A 16262-nucleotide genomic window follows, 5' to 3' on the forward strand; every position below is an offset into this window, starting at 1 on the left:
TGCCGCTTCAGCGCAGCATCCCCAGCTTGAACCCGGCCAGCACGGCCGAAACCCGGTCGTGCACGCCCAGCTTGGTGAACAGGCGCTTCAGATGCGTGCCCACGGTCGCCTCGCTGATCCCCAGGATCATCGCGGTTTCCGGGTTGGACTTGCCCGCCGCCACCCAGTTGAGGATTTCCGCCTCGCGCGGGGACAGCCCGTCGATCCCGGCGCCGTGTTCCTCCTCGATCCGGTCGATCCGCAGATGGGCGTGCTGCGCCACCGCGCACATCAGCGACCGGTCGACCTTCGCCAGGTCCTCCGCCGCCACATTGTCCACGCCGAAGAACCCGCGCGCATGGCGCAGGCCCGATGTCGGGATCGCCAGCCCGTCGGTCAGGCCCATCCGCGTCGCTTCTTCCACGAACAGACGCCCCACGTCGTTCACCGTCAGCTGCTTCAGCAATTCGCCCAGCGTGCCCACCTCGTTGCGGGTCGTCGCCGCGGTGGACACGGGGTCGATCGGGTCGAAATCCCGCTCCAGATAGCGCCGCATCCACTCGGGCGGCATCCCGCGCTCGTACAGGCGGAACTGGTCGGGCTTGGTGACCATGGGAATGACGAAGCAGAACGATCGAAAGCCCCGCGCGCGATAGAATTCGGCCACCACATCTAGCACGTCGTCGCGTGTTGCGGCCTCGTCGATCTGACGAAAGATTTCACTGTCGGGCATTACGCAACCACCTCCTTGGTGATATTTCGTTTCGCGAACCGACAGTCATGCTGCGCTGCTTACTGCAGCGTTCCTTCAATCCCATGTCCCTCAATCACGTGACTGGCGCGTTCGTTCCCTGTTCCGCACATGCGGCCCCCCGGAACACACCCCTCCGGCAAGGACCGGACACCATCGTGGCGCAGCCAAAGTTCATCATCGTCGACCCCGATTTCGCCCGCCAGCGCGATCTCGCCTGCGCGCTCGCGGGGCTGGGCCTGTCGCATTCGGCCGCCGACCCGCGCGAAATTGCAGAGCTATGGCCCGCCCGCTGCCAGATCTTCGTGCATGACGAAGAGAACCGGCTTGGCGAACTGCACGCATGGCTTGAACGCGGCGGCATGCGCTTCCCGCTGATCCCCTACAGCAGCGCCCCGTCGATCGAACGGGTGGTGGAGGCGCTGCACAGTTACGGTGCCGTCGGCTATCTCGACTGGCCCTGCGCGCACGACCGGCTGTGCCGCACGCTGGCGCTCGGCGCGGACAAGGCGGAGGAGATCTTTCGCCGCAACCAGGCCTATGCCCGCAGCCGCGCGCTGGTGGAGGTGCTGACCCCGCGCGAACAGGAGGTGCTGGCGGGCATCTTCAACGGCTGCACGGGCAAGGAGATCGCCCGCGATCTCGGCCTCAGCCCGCGCACGGTGGAAACCTACCGGGCGAACATCTTCACGAAGCTGGACGTGCGCAACGCGGTGGAGGCGGTGCGGCTACTGGCGGAGAAGCTGCCCGAACTGCATCTGGAACACCTCAGCTACGCGCGGCTGGCGGGTGTGGAGGGGTGAGATAACTAGAAAAAGAAGAGTGGGTAGCTCAGGTATGCCTAAGGTCAGCTAGCAGAACTTTTCAGCTAAAGGATGCAGTTAAAAAACTGGGTTCGATCCGCGCGAAGGATGCCAAACTCGTTGCAAATACGAGGTAAACTGAGTCCTGCGCCCTCAAGTGCGTCGGTTATGACTTGAAAGCCGAAAGCTAGAGCAGCTGCGCCGATGTATACAGCCGATTTGTCAATAACGAACGCCTCTCGAAAAGCTGGCTGCTGTTGGATTAGCTTCGAATGCTCAATTATTTGCGGGCATAGAGGAATGTTACAACCGGTGTCTAAGTAACAGGTGCAAAGTTCCGGCAAAGAGCGAAATCGTTCACGATCACTGTGAATAATCTTTACCGAGTTATTTTCACAAAGTTGTCTGACAGCCTCCCGACATTCAGTCGCGTCCTGTTCTTGAATAAGAACAGCAGTGCGATAATCAATTATCCAAGTTCCGTCGGGATCAAGCGGCATCGTCTAGCATTGCCTCGACCCTTCGCCGCGCCAACGCGAATGCCTTTGTTTGGAAAGCTCTCGAAATACCGAGAGCGGATTCCACGTCAAAACTATCAATAATCTTTCGAGAAACCGCTAATCCCGCTAAATATACAGGAAGATATCCAACCTCTCCGATTTGTTTAGCATGGTGTATATTGGGGATCACGACAGCACTATCTGTCTCTATTTTCTTATCTTCCTTGTACCACCTCTTGTTGGATCGAAACCATTCCGAATAATCGGTCTTCTTAAGGTATCCCAGCTCTTTAAGGCGCATCGCGGTCGCTTGTCTGCTTAAGAGAGAGCCGCGCGACGCATTCTCGATCATTGCACTCGGATCGCTACGTATCGTCCGGCCGAGTCCTACAACAAATTCTCCAAATACATTCTCGGGTGCGAGAAATTCTGCTGAAAATGAGTTGCAACGTCTTTCAATTGCATTTTTCGCAGAGTAGGGATTTGAAATTCCCTCGGCATCCTCAATATAATGCGCCATTTCGTGACAAAAAGTGAAAAGCTGCGACTTCTTCGATTGGATTGACCGATTAATAAAAATGGAAGGTAAATCGACACCGGCATCAGTGTAGAAACCCCAAAAGTCTTTCTCGGGCGCATCATGGACTGCCGTTACCGCGCCCTGAAGTTCAGTGAAAATGCGAAGCCAGTGAAGAAATTGGACCTCTGGCGCACCACCTATTTGTTCTTTTGTTTCTGCGCGCAGTCGCCAATCGTCAAATCTCGAACGTAATTCCGAAGCGAAGTCTTGGGTCAAGTCGCCTGTCAATCGCGGGAAAGCAGGGACAAAATTGTCCTTGAGTTCGATCATCAGAAATTTTGTGAATTTCGCGTGACGCTCAGCCCTTACTACCTTCTTCAATCCGTTTGCCGAAAGACGCGCGGGAGCAAGGTTTCTGGTTCGAAAATCGACCAAATCATCTTCAATCTCATGATTAGACTCACCATACAGGTGGCCAATCGATAGTCCTAGAAGATCTGCGATCCGGTCTGATTGCAGCGCTGTTGGATTACGGTCGCCGCGCTCAAATTCCTGCACCCGCTCCAGCGAAGTGCCGAGGAATTTCGCAAGTTCCGCTCGACTAATGTGTCGCTGCTTGCGAAATTGCTTGAGATTTTCGGAATTGAATAAAGCTGGCACGGATTCGTTATGCCCCAATTTGCAGATTTCTCAAGTTTCTTCGAAGTTGGGATTGGTTTGGGTGTCGGACTATCTTTATTTCGGATACCCATCGATAACCGCAAGTTTGCGCTAATCAGGCGTGTGGACAACGAACTCAGGTTATTTTCGCACCAAGGCACACAGGTTGCGGTTGAACGCTTTGAGCGCGCCGGCGAGTTGAGTATTTTGTTAGATGCTGCCGTTTTGCGGCTTGAAAAGCAGGTGAAGGACTTCCCCATAATTTCTCTTATCGGGTCGTTGTTAAACGCGATGATGTTATTTCGGGTTGCTATGTCATCCAGCCAGTATGTGACGGCTGCGGATATCTGGCTGTTCGCGTTTGTCTCAATCGGGTGGTATGTTCTTATGAGCCTTACGATAATTTGGTTCGTGGATAGAGCGTTTGGAAATATCGAGCGCTGCCTTAATGACCCTTCAATACCGCTTAATTCTGCGTGAAGTTCAAAAATTCATCTCTTGGGTCGGTAGGAACGCAGGAAAAACATTCCTCGTTTCAAGTTTAAGGTTGAGCGTTTCACTTCGCTGGCCATCGGGATACGTTGTTAAACAACCTGTGACTAGACGAAGCTGAGGGCGCTCGTCCTAGCATCCTGACAGTCATGTTATGCAAAGTGAGATTTCTTCAATTCCTCTTTTGCATCTTATTCGCGCCTAAATTCCCAAAGGCTAAGCTCCTTGCCAGTTGGCATGGACGTGAACCAACCGCCCAGACAGAGATCCCCCCATCTCACCCCCGCTACATCCCCTAGTCACGCATTAATGGCCAAAACGCCAAAACCTGCTATACAGCCGTCATCGCCGGACCGATCACGGGCCTTTCGGTGACTGAGAGAAGCTTCGGCATTGCTCCCGCCTAGCGTAGTGGAGCGGTCGCATGCCCACCCAAGTCTTTATACCTCTTCTCGTCGTGACGGCGTTCGTCAGCGCGTGGCTTCTGGGCGAGTGGATTATCCGCCACCGTCGCCGCGGCAGCTAGGCGCGCCGCCGCGCGCGCAAAAGGCGCTGTCCTACACGCGATTATTTCTATAGCTGGACCGGTTCCCTTCCACTTTAGCAAGGTGAACCCATGTCCTTCATGCCCGCCCGTCAAGGTCGTTTCATCTCCGCCGCCGAGCTGGCGGCGGCCGAGGCCGCCAGGCTCGCCGAAACGCGTGCCAAAGCCGCCAAACCGCCAGCCGCTCCCACACCGGAAAGCCCTGCCGAACCGCGCACCCGCAGCGCCGCGGCGCTGCGCCAGCGGGGGGAAGGGCAGGGCGCTCCGCCCCCACCCTGCGCAGAACCCGCGCCTGCCCCTGCCAGCCTCACCCCTGCCGCCGGGGCATCGCCCGCTCCCGCGCCCGCCGCAGCGCCTGCGCCCGCCAGTTTCCCCGCGCTGGTCGAGGATCTGCCCGGCGACGAGACGCGCGCCCCGCAAACGCAGTTCACGCTCGATCTGCGCATCGCCTTTCTCGAAGCGCTGGCGGTTAGCGGCAGCGTGCGGTCCGCCGCGCGGCGGGTGAAGATTTCGCACCAGAGCGTCTATCGCGCGCGCCGCTCCAGCGCTCCCTTCGGGCGCGCCTGGGATGCGGCCATGGTGATCGCGCGCGGGCAGGCGGAGGCGCTGCTCGCCGATTACGCCATGTCCGGGGTGGAGGAGGAGGTCTGGTATCACGGCGAGATCGTCGGCACGCGGCGGCGCGTCAGCGACCGGCTGCTGCTCGCCCATCTCGGCCGCCTCGACCGCATGCGCACCGATGCGCGGATAGAGGCGCTGGCGGAAGATTTCGACGGCCTGCTGCACCGTATGCGCGCCGGCGAGCCGATCGACGTGGATGTGGGCGAGGGGGCCAAGCCCGCCGCCGCCGGTCCCAATTCCGCGCCAGCGAACACTGCCAGCCCTCATACCTCCGCTCGCCCTGAGCCTGTCGAAGGGCCCAGCCCAAACCTTACCCCCGGCACCCCGGAAATTTTATCGCCTGGACAGTGTAACACCCGGTCCATGTCTGCAGCGGGGGACGCCGCGTCACCACGCGAGGAACGCCATCCCGACGAACCGCCCTGCGACTGCATCGCCGCGCGCAACGGCACCGATGGCGGCAGGCCGCATTACCGCATGGGCAAGGACGGCTTCGAACCCGTGCTGAGCGCGAAGGGGGAGGGGCCGTGTTGCGGCGAGCCGCGCTGGCCCTCCTGCCGCGCCTGCCCGCATTACCCGCCCGTTGCGCGTCTGCTCAACGAGATGGAGGACCAGCGCCCCCTCGATGCGCCCGAGCCGGACGATCTGGGTGGCGATCCTGCGCAGATCGAGGAATGCCAGATCGCCGCCTTCGAGGCGGGGGACGAGGACTGGTGGCGCTACGGCGTGGACTTCGTCGCCTATGCGATGAACGAGTTCGGCGACTGGGCACCCATCGAGGATGAGCAGGAGGGCGACACGGGCGGGGCTTCCGCGTCGAAGTAGGGCGCCGGGGAGGGGCTTGCGGCGGCTCCCGCCTTGCCCGCAGATGAACCCCTTCCGCATCTCGCACCCGCAGCACGTTTCGTCGCAGGTGCGGGATAGCGCTGGCGGGCGGGGCATTGGGTGAGTGATGGACCCGGCTGCGGGGCGAGATGATCCCTCCCCTCCCTCACGAACCCCGCGGCCGGCTCCTCCCTCTCCCCCTCACGATCTTGCAGGCAGGCAGGGCCGGTGTGCTGGTTCTCTCAGGCTGGTTCTCTCAGACCGAGATGATGCCGAACTTCACGCCCTTGACCGCCGCGGCGGACCGGTCGTTCACCTCCAGCTTGGCGAACAGCCGCTGGATATAGGTCGATACGGTGGGCAGGCCGATGTTGAGGATCGATGCGATCTCCGAATTGGTCTTGCCGTGCGCGATCCAGTGCAGGATCTCCACCTCGCGCGGCGCCAGCTTGGGAAACACGCCCTGCTGGTTGATCCGGTCCAGCTGCGTGTGCGCCGCCTGCATGATCGCCTGCAATTCGTCGATATCGGCGCGCTGCAGCACTTCGGGGCCCGTCACCTGTCCCAGCGCAAAGATGCCCATCTGCTGGTGCGATCCGAAGGTGGGGATCAGGAAGCCGTCGGTAATTCCGCCCGCGCGCGCGCGGCCCACGAACTCGCGTTCCGCCGGCGTCAGCGTCCCGCTCTTCCACACGTCGCTCAGCTGGATCGGGTGCCGGTGCCTTGCCACATACTGGGGGAAGGGGTCGGACTTGCTCAGCCCCTCGTCGCGATAGATGTTCCGCCACGCCTCCGGCAGGCCGCGCAATTCGAAAACCATGGCGCCCGGCTCCTCGGTCGACGGCACCATGTACCCGAACCCCTCGAACCCCTGTTCGCGGAAATGGGCCCCGAGCATGTCGAGCAGCGAATCCCGGTCGGGGCACGCCTTGATCCGTTTGAGCAGCTCGAGCACGTGCAGATCCCTATGTCGGTCAAGCGGATGACATTGATTCGAATGACATCCAATATCATGTCATACTGCACAATGTCTCGCATTCTTGGCACCTAATCAGTTACACGTAGTTAATCATTATGAACGGAAAGTTCATGGTGGCATAAAAAACAGGGTCGAAAACGTGCAAGACAGACAATTCATCGTGGTGGACCGCGACTTTTCCTGTCGCAATCAGCTCGCTCACAATCTCTCCCGCAAGGGTTACGTAATCCCCCTCGACCGCATGGAAGAGCTCGGCACACAGCGTCCCAAGGATGCCTGGGTCTTCGTCGGTGACGATGGCGATCAGGTCGAAGCCGCGGCTGATGTGCTCGACCGTGAACTCGAAAGTTTTCCCCTTGTGGCCTACGGCCGCACCCCGCAGATGAGCCGCGTCCTGGAACTCACCAACGGCCCCTGCGTCGGCTACGTCCAGTGGCCCACCGACGGGATTGAATTCTGGCGCAGCTTCGAAGCGCTCGAAAAACGTATTCCGCTCCGCTCGGAAGCCGCCCAGGTCGCCGCTCGCGCCCGGCGCATGCTCGCGGTCCTTACCGATCGCGAACGCGAAATCGCGGAAGGCATCTCGCAGGGGCTGTCGACCAAGGAAATGGCCGAACCGCTCGGCATCAGCCCGCGCACCATCGAGGTGCACCGCGGCAATATCCTCGCCAAACTCGACGCGCGGAATATGGCGGGGCTGGTCCGGCTCGTGGTTGAATCGGAACTGTCGACGCCCAGCTGATCCGCCGGGCGGGGAGGGGCTGTTACGCCGCTGAATCCAGAACGGCGAGTTCCACGGTTCCGCTTCCCGGGCCGATCAACCCAAGTTCCGTCGCCGCAGCGCGGCTCACATCAATGACCCGGCCACCGTGGAAGGGGCCCCGGTCGTTGATGCGGACCGTCACCGTTTTTCCGTTACGCGGGTTGGTGACTTCGACCAGGCTGCCAAACGGAAGCGTCCGATGCGCTGCAGTCATCGCGTTCATGTCGAACTTTTCGCCACTGGCGGTGGGCCGACCATGGAAGCGGCGGCCGTAATAGGAAGCAACACCACCCCCGATCGACGTAGCGACAGGCGATGCATCGACGGGTGGATCGATATGCGACAGGTCGATGGCATTGGCCGCCGGTGCCGGCGCAGTCGGAAGCGCCGTGCGCGCGACCAGATTGGCGTCGAACGCGGCACTGGCGGTCGCGGTGTTGGCGTTCTCACGCGGCTGAGCCGCGGTTGCGGGCAGCACGAGGGCTGCAAGAAGTACTATGCTGCGAAGCGCGCGATTGGCCATAATTCTGGACCTCCCGTTCGGTTCCGGCGTCTATACGGGAGCCTTTCGCAGGAGTCCTTAACACGACAGCCAGCTGCCCCATTCGTGCCACAGTTCATCGTAGATCGGGAACGACGATGCGCTTTCCTACCGTATTTCGTGGCTGATCGGGGCGCTGGATACCAAAGCTGGTTCCATGATTCCCGCTTCCATTTTCCGGTCGCGGTAAAGCAAATGGGGCCGGCATTGCTGCCGACCCCACTCTCACCGATGCGTGGTCATGTCCGAAGACGAGAACTTGGCATCCGATGTTTTCCCTTCTGAGCATCCGAAGATGTTCGTCCGGTTCTGTCACCGGCGCTCGCACCGGCATCCGGTTCCGTCCGGCGGCCTTACCCGGTCGAGTGCGCCAGATCCGAAGACCCTCGCTTCTGTTCCAGGCCGGCCAGCGATGGGCGGCACCGAGATCGCGCTTCCCATAATGGTCGTTCGCTTTCATCAGCGTCATGTATCCAGTCCGAAGACCTTTTCTTCTGATGCTTCATCAGCAGACGACCGGTTAGCCCGATCCATAAAAGAAGTTTTCTGTGCTCCGTCATCGACCCACTTGCGTCAGACCGAAGTCTTCAGCACGTCAGTCTCTGGAAACACATGGACAGCTTCTTCCATGTCTTTCCGGTTTGGATATTCTCCGTAATTTCAAGCCGTTAGGCTCTCAATTTCGTCGAATGTCCGTGCCGTTCCGATGACCTGAAGCTGCTCCCGATGTAGCGATTCGTCCAGCGCGCAAGGCGCGAGTTATCCACTTTCCCCAGATTTGCTTGTGGAGGAAGGTGGATAACCAAACGCTTTATCGCAAAATCATAATGTCAGAGGGCTTGGCGGCGTAATATTACACCGCCTTGTGGTCTTGTCAGCGTAATTACCGATCGCGTTTTGCGAGAAGGCGGAGACGCAGAGCATTGAGCTTGATAAAGCCTTCGGCGTCTTTCTGGTCATACGCGCCCGCGTCATCTTCGAAGGTCACATGGGCTTCGGAATATAGCGAGTTGGCCGATTTGCGCCCGACGACTATTGCGTTGCCCTTGTAGAGCTTCAGGCGAACGGTGCCCGATACCTTTTCCTGACTCAGGTCCACTGCGGCCTGCAGCATTTCGCGTTCAGGGCTGAACCAGAGGCCATTGTAGACCAGTTCGGCATAGCGCGGCATCAGCTCGTCCTTGAGATGTGCGGCGCCCCGGTCGAGCGTGATCTGTTCGATGCCGCGGTGGGCCCGGGCATAGATCTCTCCGCCGGGCGTTTCGTACATTCCCCGGCTCTTCATCCCGACAAAACGGTTCTCGACCAGATCAAGTCTGCCGATGCCATGTTTGCGGCCCAGATCGTTGAGCGCTGCGAGCAACGTTGCAGGGCTCATCGCCTCGCCGTTCAAAGCGGTGCCATCGCCGTTTTCAAAGTCGATTGTGATATATTCGGGCGTGTCGGGCGCGTCTTCCGGATGGTTGGTGCGCGAGTAGACATAATCCGGCGTTTCCTCCCACGGATCCTCAAGCACTTTGCCTTCGGACGAGGTATGAAGAAGGTTCGCGTCGGTCGAAAAGGGGCTTTCGCCGCGCTTGTCCTTGGGCACGGCGATCTGGTGCGCTTCCGCCCATGCGATCAGCGCGGTCCGGCTCGTGAGGTCCCATTCGCGCCAAGGAGCGATAACCTTGATGTCGGGATCGAGCGCGTAGGCCGAGAGTTCGAAACGGACCTGGTCGTTGCCCTTGCCGGTCGCCCCGTGGGCGATTGCGTCCGCTCCGGTTTCATGAGCGATTTCGACGAGGCGCTTGGAGATGAGTGGGCGGGCAATGCTCGTACCGAGGAGATAGTCGCCTTCGTAACGGGCATTTGCCCGCATCATCGGAAAGACGAAATCACGCACGAACTCTTCACGCAGATCTTCGATGAAAATATGCTGGTCCGGAATACCCATCGCGCGTGCTTTTTCACGCGCAGGCTCGATCTCCTCACCCTGACCAAGGTCTGCAGTAAAGGTGACCACTTCCAGTCCGCGCTCTACCTCGAGCCATTTGGCGATGACGGAAGTATCCAGACCACCGGAGTAGGCGAGGACGACGCGTTTGATATCGGACATGGGGGCACCTTGCTGTTACGCGCGCGCCGCTAGCAGGGGGAAGGGGCGCTAGGCAATCGTTTCACGCTTTGCCCGTCTAAAGCTGAAATGCTCACACGCTTAATGGGCGTGTCATGGGCGTGCGCCAGCATCAGCGCAATTGACTGTCCTTGCTTCCCCGGCGGTTGATGCCCGAACTGCGCGCGTTCGCATCACGGCCAGACTGGCAGGCAACGCACCGCTTGACGCCGGGAAGGGCTTCGCGGCGTTTCTCGGGAATCTCCTCCCCACATTCAACGCACCACCGCTCGCTTTCGCCTACCGGCAGACGTGCACGTGCTGCGCTCACCGCGTCGGACACGGTGTCGTCGATCTGGTCCTGTACGGCGCCATCGCGCGCCCAACCGCCTGCCATGAAAGCTCTCCTTCTCTTACAAAGGTAGGAAAGAAAACGAGATAATCAAATCAGGGGAGGCAGGCGTATTACTCGGCAGCTTCGCGCAAAGCCGGATCGAGATGCCATTGGGGCACATTGCCCTCGTCGGCGGCCCGGAGCCGTGCGCTTTCCGCTTCCAGATATTCGCGGGTCATCGGAATGGCCTCGCGATCCTTCACATACTGGATTTGCCAATTGACCATATTGCCGTGCCGAAAGCTCTGCTCTGCCCCAGCCAAATAGAATAACCACATGCGATAGAAGCGTTCGTCGTACAGTTCGACGATCTTTTTTTCGTGAAGGACGGTGCGGTTGTACCATTCTTCCAGAGTGTGACTGTAATGGAAGCGCATCGCTTCGACGTCCGTTACCTCCCAGCCGAATTTCTCGCTCTGGCTCACGAGTTCGGAGAGGGCCGGAATGTAACCGCCGGGGAAGATGTACTTGCGCGTCCACTTGTCGGTAAATCCGGGAGGGCCTGCGCGGCCACAGCAGTGGCTCATCATGACGCCCTTGGGCGCCAGCAGACGTGCGGTGTGTTCGAAGAACTGCGGGTAATGCGGCGTGCCGACATGTTCGAGAAGGCCGACCGAACTGATCCGGTCGAAGCTTCCGGTAACGTCACGATAATCCATCAATTCGAAACGCACACGGTCGGCCAGGCCAGCTTCCTCAGCCCGCTCCTGGCAGAAAGCGATCTGGTCTGGCGCGAGAGCGACGCCGGTGACTTCCACATCGTAATGGCGTGCGAGGTAGAGCGCGAACCCACCCCAGCCGCACCCGATATCGAGAATTCGCTGGCCCGGCTGCACGTACATCTTGGCGGCTAGATGCGCCTTCTTGTCGAGCTGTGCCTTCTCGAGCGAGGTCGTGGCCGGATCGCCACGGTAATAGGCCATGGTGTACTGACGGTCCTCGTCGAGGAAACGCTCGTAAAGCTCACGAGTGAGATTGTACGTGTGTTCGGCGTTCTTGCGCGCCTTGTCGCGCGGATTGAGGCTGTCGACTGTCGCGAGCAGTTTCTGGGCAGCCTTGCGCAGCGGTCCCTGCGGTTTCAGCGCCCGTTCGCCATCACCTTTGGCATTCTTGGTCACGAAGAGGACGAGGTCGCGAATATCGTGCGGCTCTTCGACATGAAGCCATCCCCACATGAAGGCTTCGCCCGCGCCAACCTGAGGGTAGCGGGCAATGTGATTGGCTGCTTTCTTGTCGGTCAGGCGGATGTGCAGGGGGGGCTCGCCTTCTGAAGCGGAACCGTACTCATACGTCGCGCCATCGTAATCGGTGACGACCATCCGGCCCTGCTTGATCGCGGCTTTCAAAAATTTATCGAGCAGCCACATCTGAGGCGATCTCCCTTGTCTGAATTAAAGGCGTCTGTGGGGCACCGGGGGAGGGCAAGTCAATCGAAGCGGGATCGCGGAGCAGGACGGTGCAGCAAAGCCAAGGTCGATCAGATGCCCGCGTACCACTGGTATCCGGCGCGGTCTTCCCAGTACCCGCCTTTGCCGAGACCCACATCGTCGAGACTGGCGACGGCTTCGATCCCCGTCAGATATTTCGCGTGCTTGTAACCAAGCTGTCGTTCGATCCGCATCCTGAGCGGGGCTCCGTTGCGCACCGGAAGCGCCTGACCGTTCAGCGAGTGAGCGATGATGGTTTGCGGGTGGTACGCATCGATTAAATCGACGCTTTCGTAATAATCGCCGCCGTTCAGATTATCGGCGCAGCGAAAGATCACGAACCTGGCATCGTCGCGCAATTCGGCAGCGTCGAGCAGCACAGAAAGTTGCGGCCCGGTCCATTGGCCGATCGCGCTCCAGCCTTCCACGCAATCGTGGCGGGTGATCTGGGTGCGCTGGGGAAGCCTGCGGATGTTCTCAAGGCTCAGGCTGAGCGGATTTGCGACCAGCCCGGTCACTTCAAGGCGCCAGTTGGCAAAGCCTTCCTCGACATGACGGGGATAGTCGCCGTTTTGCGGATCTGTCGAGCCATTGCCGCGAAAGACGGGCGAGATGGCGCTGGCCGGATATTCCGGAGCGAGAGCGTCGCGGCTCGTCAGCAGGCGCTGGGCATTTTTGTGCCAACTGTCGGCGGCGTCCAGAACCGCTTTGCCCGCGTTCGTTTCGGCTATCCGGTTACATCCGGCGACCAGAGCCGCGCCCGCAGCGACGAGGAAATTGCGACGCTTCATGCCTTGCGCCCTCCCGTAATCATGTCTCGCATCTGGCGGATGGGTCCGGAGAGAATCACCAGCAGAACGTGCACGATAAAGAACCCGGCGATCGCGAAAGCGAAAATGAAGTGCAGGCTCCGGGCCGACTGTCGTCCACCCAGAAGGTCTACCAGCCATCCGAAGGTCGGCTCCATGCCGGGGCTGATGGAGATGCCGGTGAAGATCATCATCGGCAGAAACACACCCAGGACGAGGCCATAGGCGAGTTTCTGGAGGAAATTGTACTTCCCTTCGTGATGATCGAAATTGAGCTTAAGATGTTCGACGACATCCCGCCAGATTGCGGAAGGTCGCCATTCCCTGCGTTTCGTCACGATATCGCGTTTGAAATGGCGATTGACCATCATCGCGATCCACATGAACAGCAGCCCCAATGCGAAAGGCCATGCCATCAGAATGTGCCAGTCCCGCGCAACGGCCAGGCTGTAATACCCCGGTATCGTCATCCAGTCGGGAAAGCGCGGCACCATAAGCCATGCCTGACTGGCTTCGAAGCCCCAATCGCCCCAGTACAGCCGACGATGCGCGTTCGAGATCGTCAGTCCCGACATGAACAGGACGACCACGCACAGCAGATTGAGCCAATGCCAGAGCCGCGTGCTGAGGGCGTGTCGTTTCATGCGTGCCGTTCCTCCCGGGCAAGGTAGATTACGTCGCGTGGCTGAGAGAGCAGGTGCTGCCCGCTGTCGCAATATAGCGTCTGTCCGCTGGCGAGATGACCTTGCGCGAGGAAAAGGGCGGCCTGCGCCACCTCGTCCTGGCCCGTCTTGCGCTTCAGCAGGTTCATGCGGTGGGAGATTTCGGTTTCCTCTTCGCGCTGATCGTGACTGGCAAGAATGGCGCCGGGGGCAAGGGCATAAACCCGGTCGTCCGGTCTGGCGGCACCCATGGCCAGCATCGGGACCGTCGATGCCAGCGCATGCTTGCTCATCGTGTAGCTGAAGAAATCCGGGTTGGGATTGGCGATCTTCTGATCGGTAATCTGGATCACGCGGCGTCCGGCGACTGCACGTGCCGAGCGCAGATAGGCCTGCGCCATGAGGGCGGGTGTGCGGGCATTGATCTGCATCGTGCGTGCATTCGTGCCAGGATCGAGAAAGGTTACATCGTCGGCTTCGAAAATGGCAGCGCAATTGACCAGTGCAGCCCAATCGGACAGGCGGGCGCTCAGATCGGTTATCATCTGTGCAGTGGCCGCGTCATCTGCGAGATCGCACTGCACCGTTTCGGCCGAGGGGAGACTGTCCGCCAGCGCTGCGGCGTCTTCTCGCGAGCTTCCGTAATGGATCACCACATGCCATCCGGCGTTGCCGAATGCCCGCGCGATCGCCGCGCCGATACGTTTCGCGCCTCCCGTTACGAGAACTGCTGGTCTGGCATCACTCATCGCCGCCGACCATAGCGGCACGCCCGGCAAAGAAAAGGCGCGCCGCCACCGATGGTTCGGTAGCGGCGCGCCGCGAGACCGGTTTCCCGATCAGATCCAGCGATTAGCGGCAGCTCAGGCTGCCCCTGTCGATTTCGCGACCGACAACGCCGCCGACGACACCGCCGAGGATCGCGCCGAGGGTACGATCACCGCGGCCGGCAATTTCGTGGCCGGCAAGGGCGCCGACGCCTGCACCGATAACGAGGCCGGTAGTGCCGTTATCGCGCTTGCAATAATAGCGACCGTCATTGCCGCGCCACATGCGGTCACGGCGGCTGATGCGGCGGGGTTCGTAGTAACGGCCGCGATCGTCATAGACCCGGCCACGGCCGCCACGATAACGACGGTCACGGTCGTGCAGGGCTGCCACGGTCGTGGTCGGGGCAGACGTTTCAACCAAGGCGCTTGCCGAAGTGAAAGGGGCGGGTGCAATTTCGACAGCAGCGGCTGGAGCGGCGATTGCTGCCAGCGAACCTGCGGCGATACCAAGGGCGATCCTGTTCATCTGAAATCTCCTCATTCGTGATTTGTGTGTGGATGACGCTCGAAATCGCCAGAGGCTCCACAACGTCCGATGAACGATCTGTTGTCCTGCCAAAAACGCGATGAGCCGAGCCAAAACAAAGGACCAGCCGCTGGTTTTCAGAGCTTTCGGGACAAGGAAAGGCGTACCGCTTCGCTCAGCTTTTCGAGCATGCAAATCTCCTCGAGCTGGTCTGGCGCGGGCTTGAAGGAAGGGGCGTAAAGCGCCGCGAAAAGGCGTGCCACGGTCCAGTCCGTCTTGCCTTCATCGACCTTCGTCAGATGATCGCCTGCCTGCGCGATGCCTTCTTCGATGACGCGGTAATACCAGCCGCTGATGTGCGTCTTTACGATATGCGCAACCATGCCTTTCCGGCCGAAGCGATGTTCGATCTTCCAGCATGGTTTGCGGGGTTGGCTGACCTCCAGCAGAGCTTCGCCAAGACGAAAACGGTCACCGATGCGGACGTCGGTTTCGACGAGGCCCGTAGCCTCGATGTTTTCCCCGAAGGCGGCGGGACCTGACAGCAGTTCGTGGCCGCCGAGCCATTCAGCCCATGCGGAATAGTGGTCGTGAGGATAGTGATGCACGGCCATGTCGGGGCCGCCATGGTGCCTGGTGTCGGCAACCATGTCCCCTTCGAGCCCGAAGCTGCGGATCATGACCGGACCCTCCGCGGGCCGCTTGTCGATCGCGCTGAGTTCTGCGCCGTTGAAAGGCCGGGGCTGGCCCGTGCACAAGGCTTCGACCACAATCGTCATGCGCAATCCCTCATCCGTCCCGATGGTTCGAGACCCGCACGGTAATAGACATGGACCACATGGACCACTGTCCAGGGCACAAAAATGTCAGCTTGCGAAAGGCCCGGAAACGCGCAGTTTTCCTGAGGGTCCGAGAGTGCCATCTGCCCGTTTCAGCACAGGAGAGGGGTGTAGGAAAGCGCTTAGATCCATAGAGGATCAGGACGGGCGCCGGGTCGTCAAGGCCATCCAGTCGCGCGGTGTTCCATCTGCGCCTTGTCCGGGGAAGATTTCCACACCCTCTATGGCGAAGCCGGCGTTGTAATAGCTGTCTTCGAGCCATTGCGGGTCGGGGAAATTATGTAATCGTCCGAGCAGATCGCGACCTTCGCCATTGCCGAGTTTGTAGCTTGCGAAGTGCCACCCACAGGGGCGCAGCGCCCGGCGGATTGCTGTTAGCAGGGTCGGTAGATCGGACCGTCCGACATGAAGCAGGCAAGCATTGGCCCATACCGCGTCATAATCGTCATCTGCCATAAGCTCGTCGAAACGCATCACCCGCGCACCGACGCCATAATGCTCGTTAGCCTTTGCAGCCATTTCAGGGGTGCCGTCCGTGGCATCGACATCGAACCCGCGTTCCATCATCCGCGCAGCATCGCATCCGGCCCCGCAGCCGAGTTCCATAACCCTTGCGCCAGCTTTCAGGCGATCGAGGAATGCGTCCAGATGTCGGCTCGGCTTCTGAGCGAAGTCGCGCGTGTATTGCGGTGCGTTGGCACGGTAAAACGCGAGTGTGGCCGGATCAGCGGTAATCCCAACCTCCAACTTCAGTACGACCAA

The 16262-nt window shown here is 60.0% G+C and carries 17 protein-coding genes; 4 read left to right on the forward strand and 13 right to left on the reverse strand.

What is annotated here, in order from left to right; all coding sequences use genetic code 11:
- Positions 1-7: 7 nt before the first annotated feature.
- Positions 8-712, reverse strand: coding sequence for a LuxR C-terminal-related transcriptional regulator (locus tag ACIGGE_RS11305; protein WP_397490398.1), 705 nt, complete (start codon positions 710-712; stop codon positions 8-10).
- Between the two features lie 176 nt (positions 713-888).
- Between ACIGGE_RS11305 and ACIGGE_RS11310 the strand changes: the two genes are divergently transcribed.
- Positions 889-1533: a response regulator transcription factor gene (locus ACIGGE_RS11310; protein WP_397490399.1), complete on the forward strand. Its 645-nt coding sequence runs from the start codon at positions 889-891 to the stop codon at positions 1531-1533.
- Positions 1534-2022: 489 nt separating this feature from the next.
- Here ACIGGE_RS11310 and ACIGGE_RS11315 read toward each other — a convergent pair whose 3' ends face one another.
- Positions 2023-3213: a helix-turn-helix domain-containing protein gene (locus ACIGGE_RS11315; RefSeq protein ID WP_397490400.1), complete on the reverse strand. Its 1191-nt coding sequence runs from the start codon at positions 3211-3213 to the stop codon at positions 2023-2025.
- A gap of 9 nt (positions 3214-3222) precedes the next feature.
- On the opposite strand from ACIGGE_RS11315, the gene ACIGGE_RS11320 reads away from it, so the two are divergent.
- Both ACIGGE_RS11320 and ACIGGE_RS11325 read left to right on the forward strand, forming a co-directional pair.
- Entirely contained in the window at positions 3223-3693 is a 471-nt protein-coding gene (locus tag ACIGGE_RS11320; RefSeq protein ID WP_397490401.1) for a hypothetical protein, read from the forward strand.
- A gap of 628 nt (positions 3694-4321) precedes the next feature.
- On the forward strand, positions 4322-5695 hold the full coding sequence (locus ACIGGE_RS11325) for a hypothetical protein (RefSeq protein ID WP_397490402.1): 1374 nt from the start codon (positions 4322-4324) through the stop codon (positions 5693-5695).
- A gap of 256 nt (positions 5696-5951) precedes the next feature.
- Here the strand turns inward: ACIGGE_RS11325 and ACIGGE_RS11330 are convergent, their stop codons facing one another.
- Complete coding sequence (locus ACIGGE_RS11330) at positions 5952-6650, reverse strand: autoinducer binding domain-containing protein (protein ID WP_397490403.1); 699 nt, start codon at positions 6648-6650, stop codon at positions 5952-5954.
- Between the two features lie 163 nt (positions 6651-6813).
- Here ACIGGE_RS11330 and ACIGGE_RS11335 point away from each other — a divergent pair, with 163 nt between their 5' ends.
- Entirely contained in the window at positions 6814-7416 is a 603-nt protein-coding gene (locus tag ACIGGE_RS11335) for a helix-turn-helix transcriptional regulator (RefSeq protein ID WP_196846376.1), read from the forward strand.
- Between the two features lie 22 nt (positions 7417-7438).
- Here ACIGGE_RS11335 and ACIGGE_RS11340 read toward each other — a convergent pair whose 3' ends face one another.
- The 10 genes from ACIGGE_RS11340 to ACIGGE_RS11385 form a co-directional block, all read right to left on the reverse strand.
- Entirely contained in the window at positions 7439-7960 is a 522-nt protein-coding gene (locus ACIGGE_RS11340; protein WP_397490404.1) for a septal ring lytic transglycosylase RlpA family protein, read from the reverse strand.
- A 901-nt stretch (positions 7961-8861) separates the two neighbouring features.
- Complete coding sequence (locus ACIGGE_RS11345; RefSeq protein WP_397490405.1) at positions 8862-10076, reverse strand: argininosuccinate synthase; 1215 nt, start codon at positions 10074-10076, stop codon at positions 8862-8864.
- 130 nt (positions 10077-10206) lie between these two features.
- Entirely contained in the window at positions 10207-10470 is a 264-nt protein-coding gene (locus tag ACIGGE_RS11350; protein ID WP_103023245.1) for a DksA/TraR family C4-type zinc finger protein, read from the reverse strand.
- Positions 10471-10538: 68 nt separating this feature from the next.
- Positions 10539-11834, reverse strand: a complete 1296-nt coding sequence (locus ACIGGE_RS11355; protein WP_397490406.1) for a class I SAM-dependent methyltransferase — start codon at positions 11832-11834, stop codon at positions 10539-10541.
- Positions 11835-11944: 110 nt separating this feature from the next.
- A complete protein-coding gene (locus tag ACIGGE_RS11360; protein ID WP_397490407.1) occupies positions 11945-12685 on the reverse strand; it encodes a molybdopterin-dependent oxidoreductase in 741 nt (246 codons plus the stop codon).
- Complete coding sequence (locus ACIGGE_RS11365) at positions 12682-13347, reverse strand: cytochrome b/b6 domain-containing protein (RefSeq protein ID WP_397490408.1); 666 nt, start codon at positions 13345-13347, stop codon at positions 12682-12684. Before ACIGGE_RS11365 ends, ACIGGE_RS11360 begins: the two co-directional genes overlap by 4 nt.
- Positions 13344-14114, reverse strand: a complete 771-nt coding sequence (locus tag ACIGGE_RS11370) for an SDR family oxidoreductase (RefSeq protein ID WP_397490409.1) — start codon at positions 14112-14114, stop codon at positions 13344-13346. The genes ACIGGE_RS11365 and ACIGGE_RS11370 overlap by 4 nt, the downstream gene beginning before the upstream one ends.
- A 103-nt stretch (positions 14115-14217) precedes the next feature.
- A complete protein-coding gene (locus ACIGGE_RS11375) occupies positions 14218-14661 on the reverse strand; it encodes a glycine zipper 2TM domain-containing protein (RefSeq protein ID WP_103023250.1) in 444 nt (147 codons plus the stop codon).
- A gap of 137 nt (positions 14662-14798) precedes the next feature.
- Positions 14799-15440, reverse strand: a complete 642-nt coding sequence (locus tag ACIGGE_RS11380) for an MOSC domain-containing protein (protein WP_397490410.1) — start codon at positions 15438-15440, stop codon at positions 14799-14801.
- 198 nt (positions 15441-15638) lie between these two features.
- On the reverse strand, positions 15639-16262 hold the full coding sequence (locus ACIGGE_RS11385) for a class I SAM-dependent methyltransferase (RefSeq protein ID WP_397490411.1): 624 nt from the start codon (positions 16260-16262) through the stop codon (positions 15639-15641).

The sequence above is a fragment of the Qipengyuania sp. NPDC077410 genome (assembly GCF_044543405.1).
GTDB classification, from domain to species: Bacteria; Pseudomonadota; Alphaproteobacteria; order Sphingomonadales; family Sphingomonadaceae; genus Qipengyuania; species Qipengyuania pacifica.

Excerpts from the sequence above, each read along its gene's own strand:
- ACIGGE_RS11360 (WP_397490407.1), bottom strand. The coding sequence starts at position 12,685 with ATGAAGCGTCGCAATTTCCTCGTCGCTGCGGGCGCGGCTCTGGTCGCC.
- ACIGGE_RS11325 (WP_397490402.1), top strand. The coding sequence starts at position 4,322 with ATGTCCTTCATGCCCGCCCGTCAAGGTCGTTTCATCTCCGCCGCCGAG.
- ACIGGE_RS11340 (WP_397490404.1), bottom strand. The coding sequence starts at position 7,960 with ATGGCCAATCGCGCGCTTCGCAGCATAGTACTTCTTGCAGCCCTCGTG.
- ACIGGE_RS11305 (WP_397490398.1), bottom strand. The coding sequence starts at position 712 with ATGCCCGACAGTGAAATCTTTCGTCAGATCGACGAGGCCGCAACACGC.
- ACIGGE_RS11380 (WP_397490410.1), bottom strand. The coding sequence starts at position 15,440 with ATGACGATTGTGGTCGAAGCCTTGTGCACGGGCCAGCCCCGGCCTTTC.
- ACIGGE_RS11355 (WP_397490406.1), bottom strand. The coding sequence starts at position 11,834 with ATGTGGCTGCTCGATAAATTTTTGAAAGCCGCGATCAAGCAGGGCCGG.
- ACIGGE_RS11320 (WP_397490401.1), top strand. The coding sequence starts at position 3,223 with ATGCCCCAATTTGCAGATTTCTCAAGTTTCTTCGAAGTTGGGATTGGT.
- ACIGGE_RS11365 (WP_397490408.1), bottom strand. The coding sequence starts at position 13,347 with ATGAAACGACACGCCCTCAGCACGCGGCTCTGGCATTGGCTCAATCTG.
- ACIGGE_RS11370 (WP_397490409.1), bottom strand. The coding sequence starts at position 14,114 with ATGAGTGATGCCAGACCAGCAGTTCTCGTAACGGGAGGCGCGAAACGT.
- ACIGGE_RS11345 (WP_397490405.1), bottom strand. The coding sequence starts at position 10,076 with ATGTCCGATATCAAACGCGTCGTCCTCGCCTACTCCGGTGGTCTGGAT.
- ACIGGE_RS11375 (WP_103023250.1), bottom strand. The coding sequence starts at position 14,661 with ATGAACAGGATCGCCCTTGGTATCGCCGCAGGTTCGCTGGCAGCAATC.
- ACIGGE_RS11350 (WP_103023245.1), bottom strand. The coding sequence starts at position 10,470 with ATGGCAGGCGGTTGGGCGCGCGATGGCGCCGTACAGGACCAGATCGAC.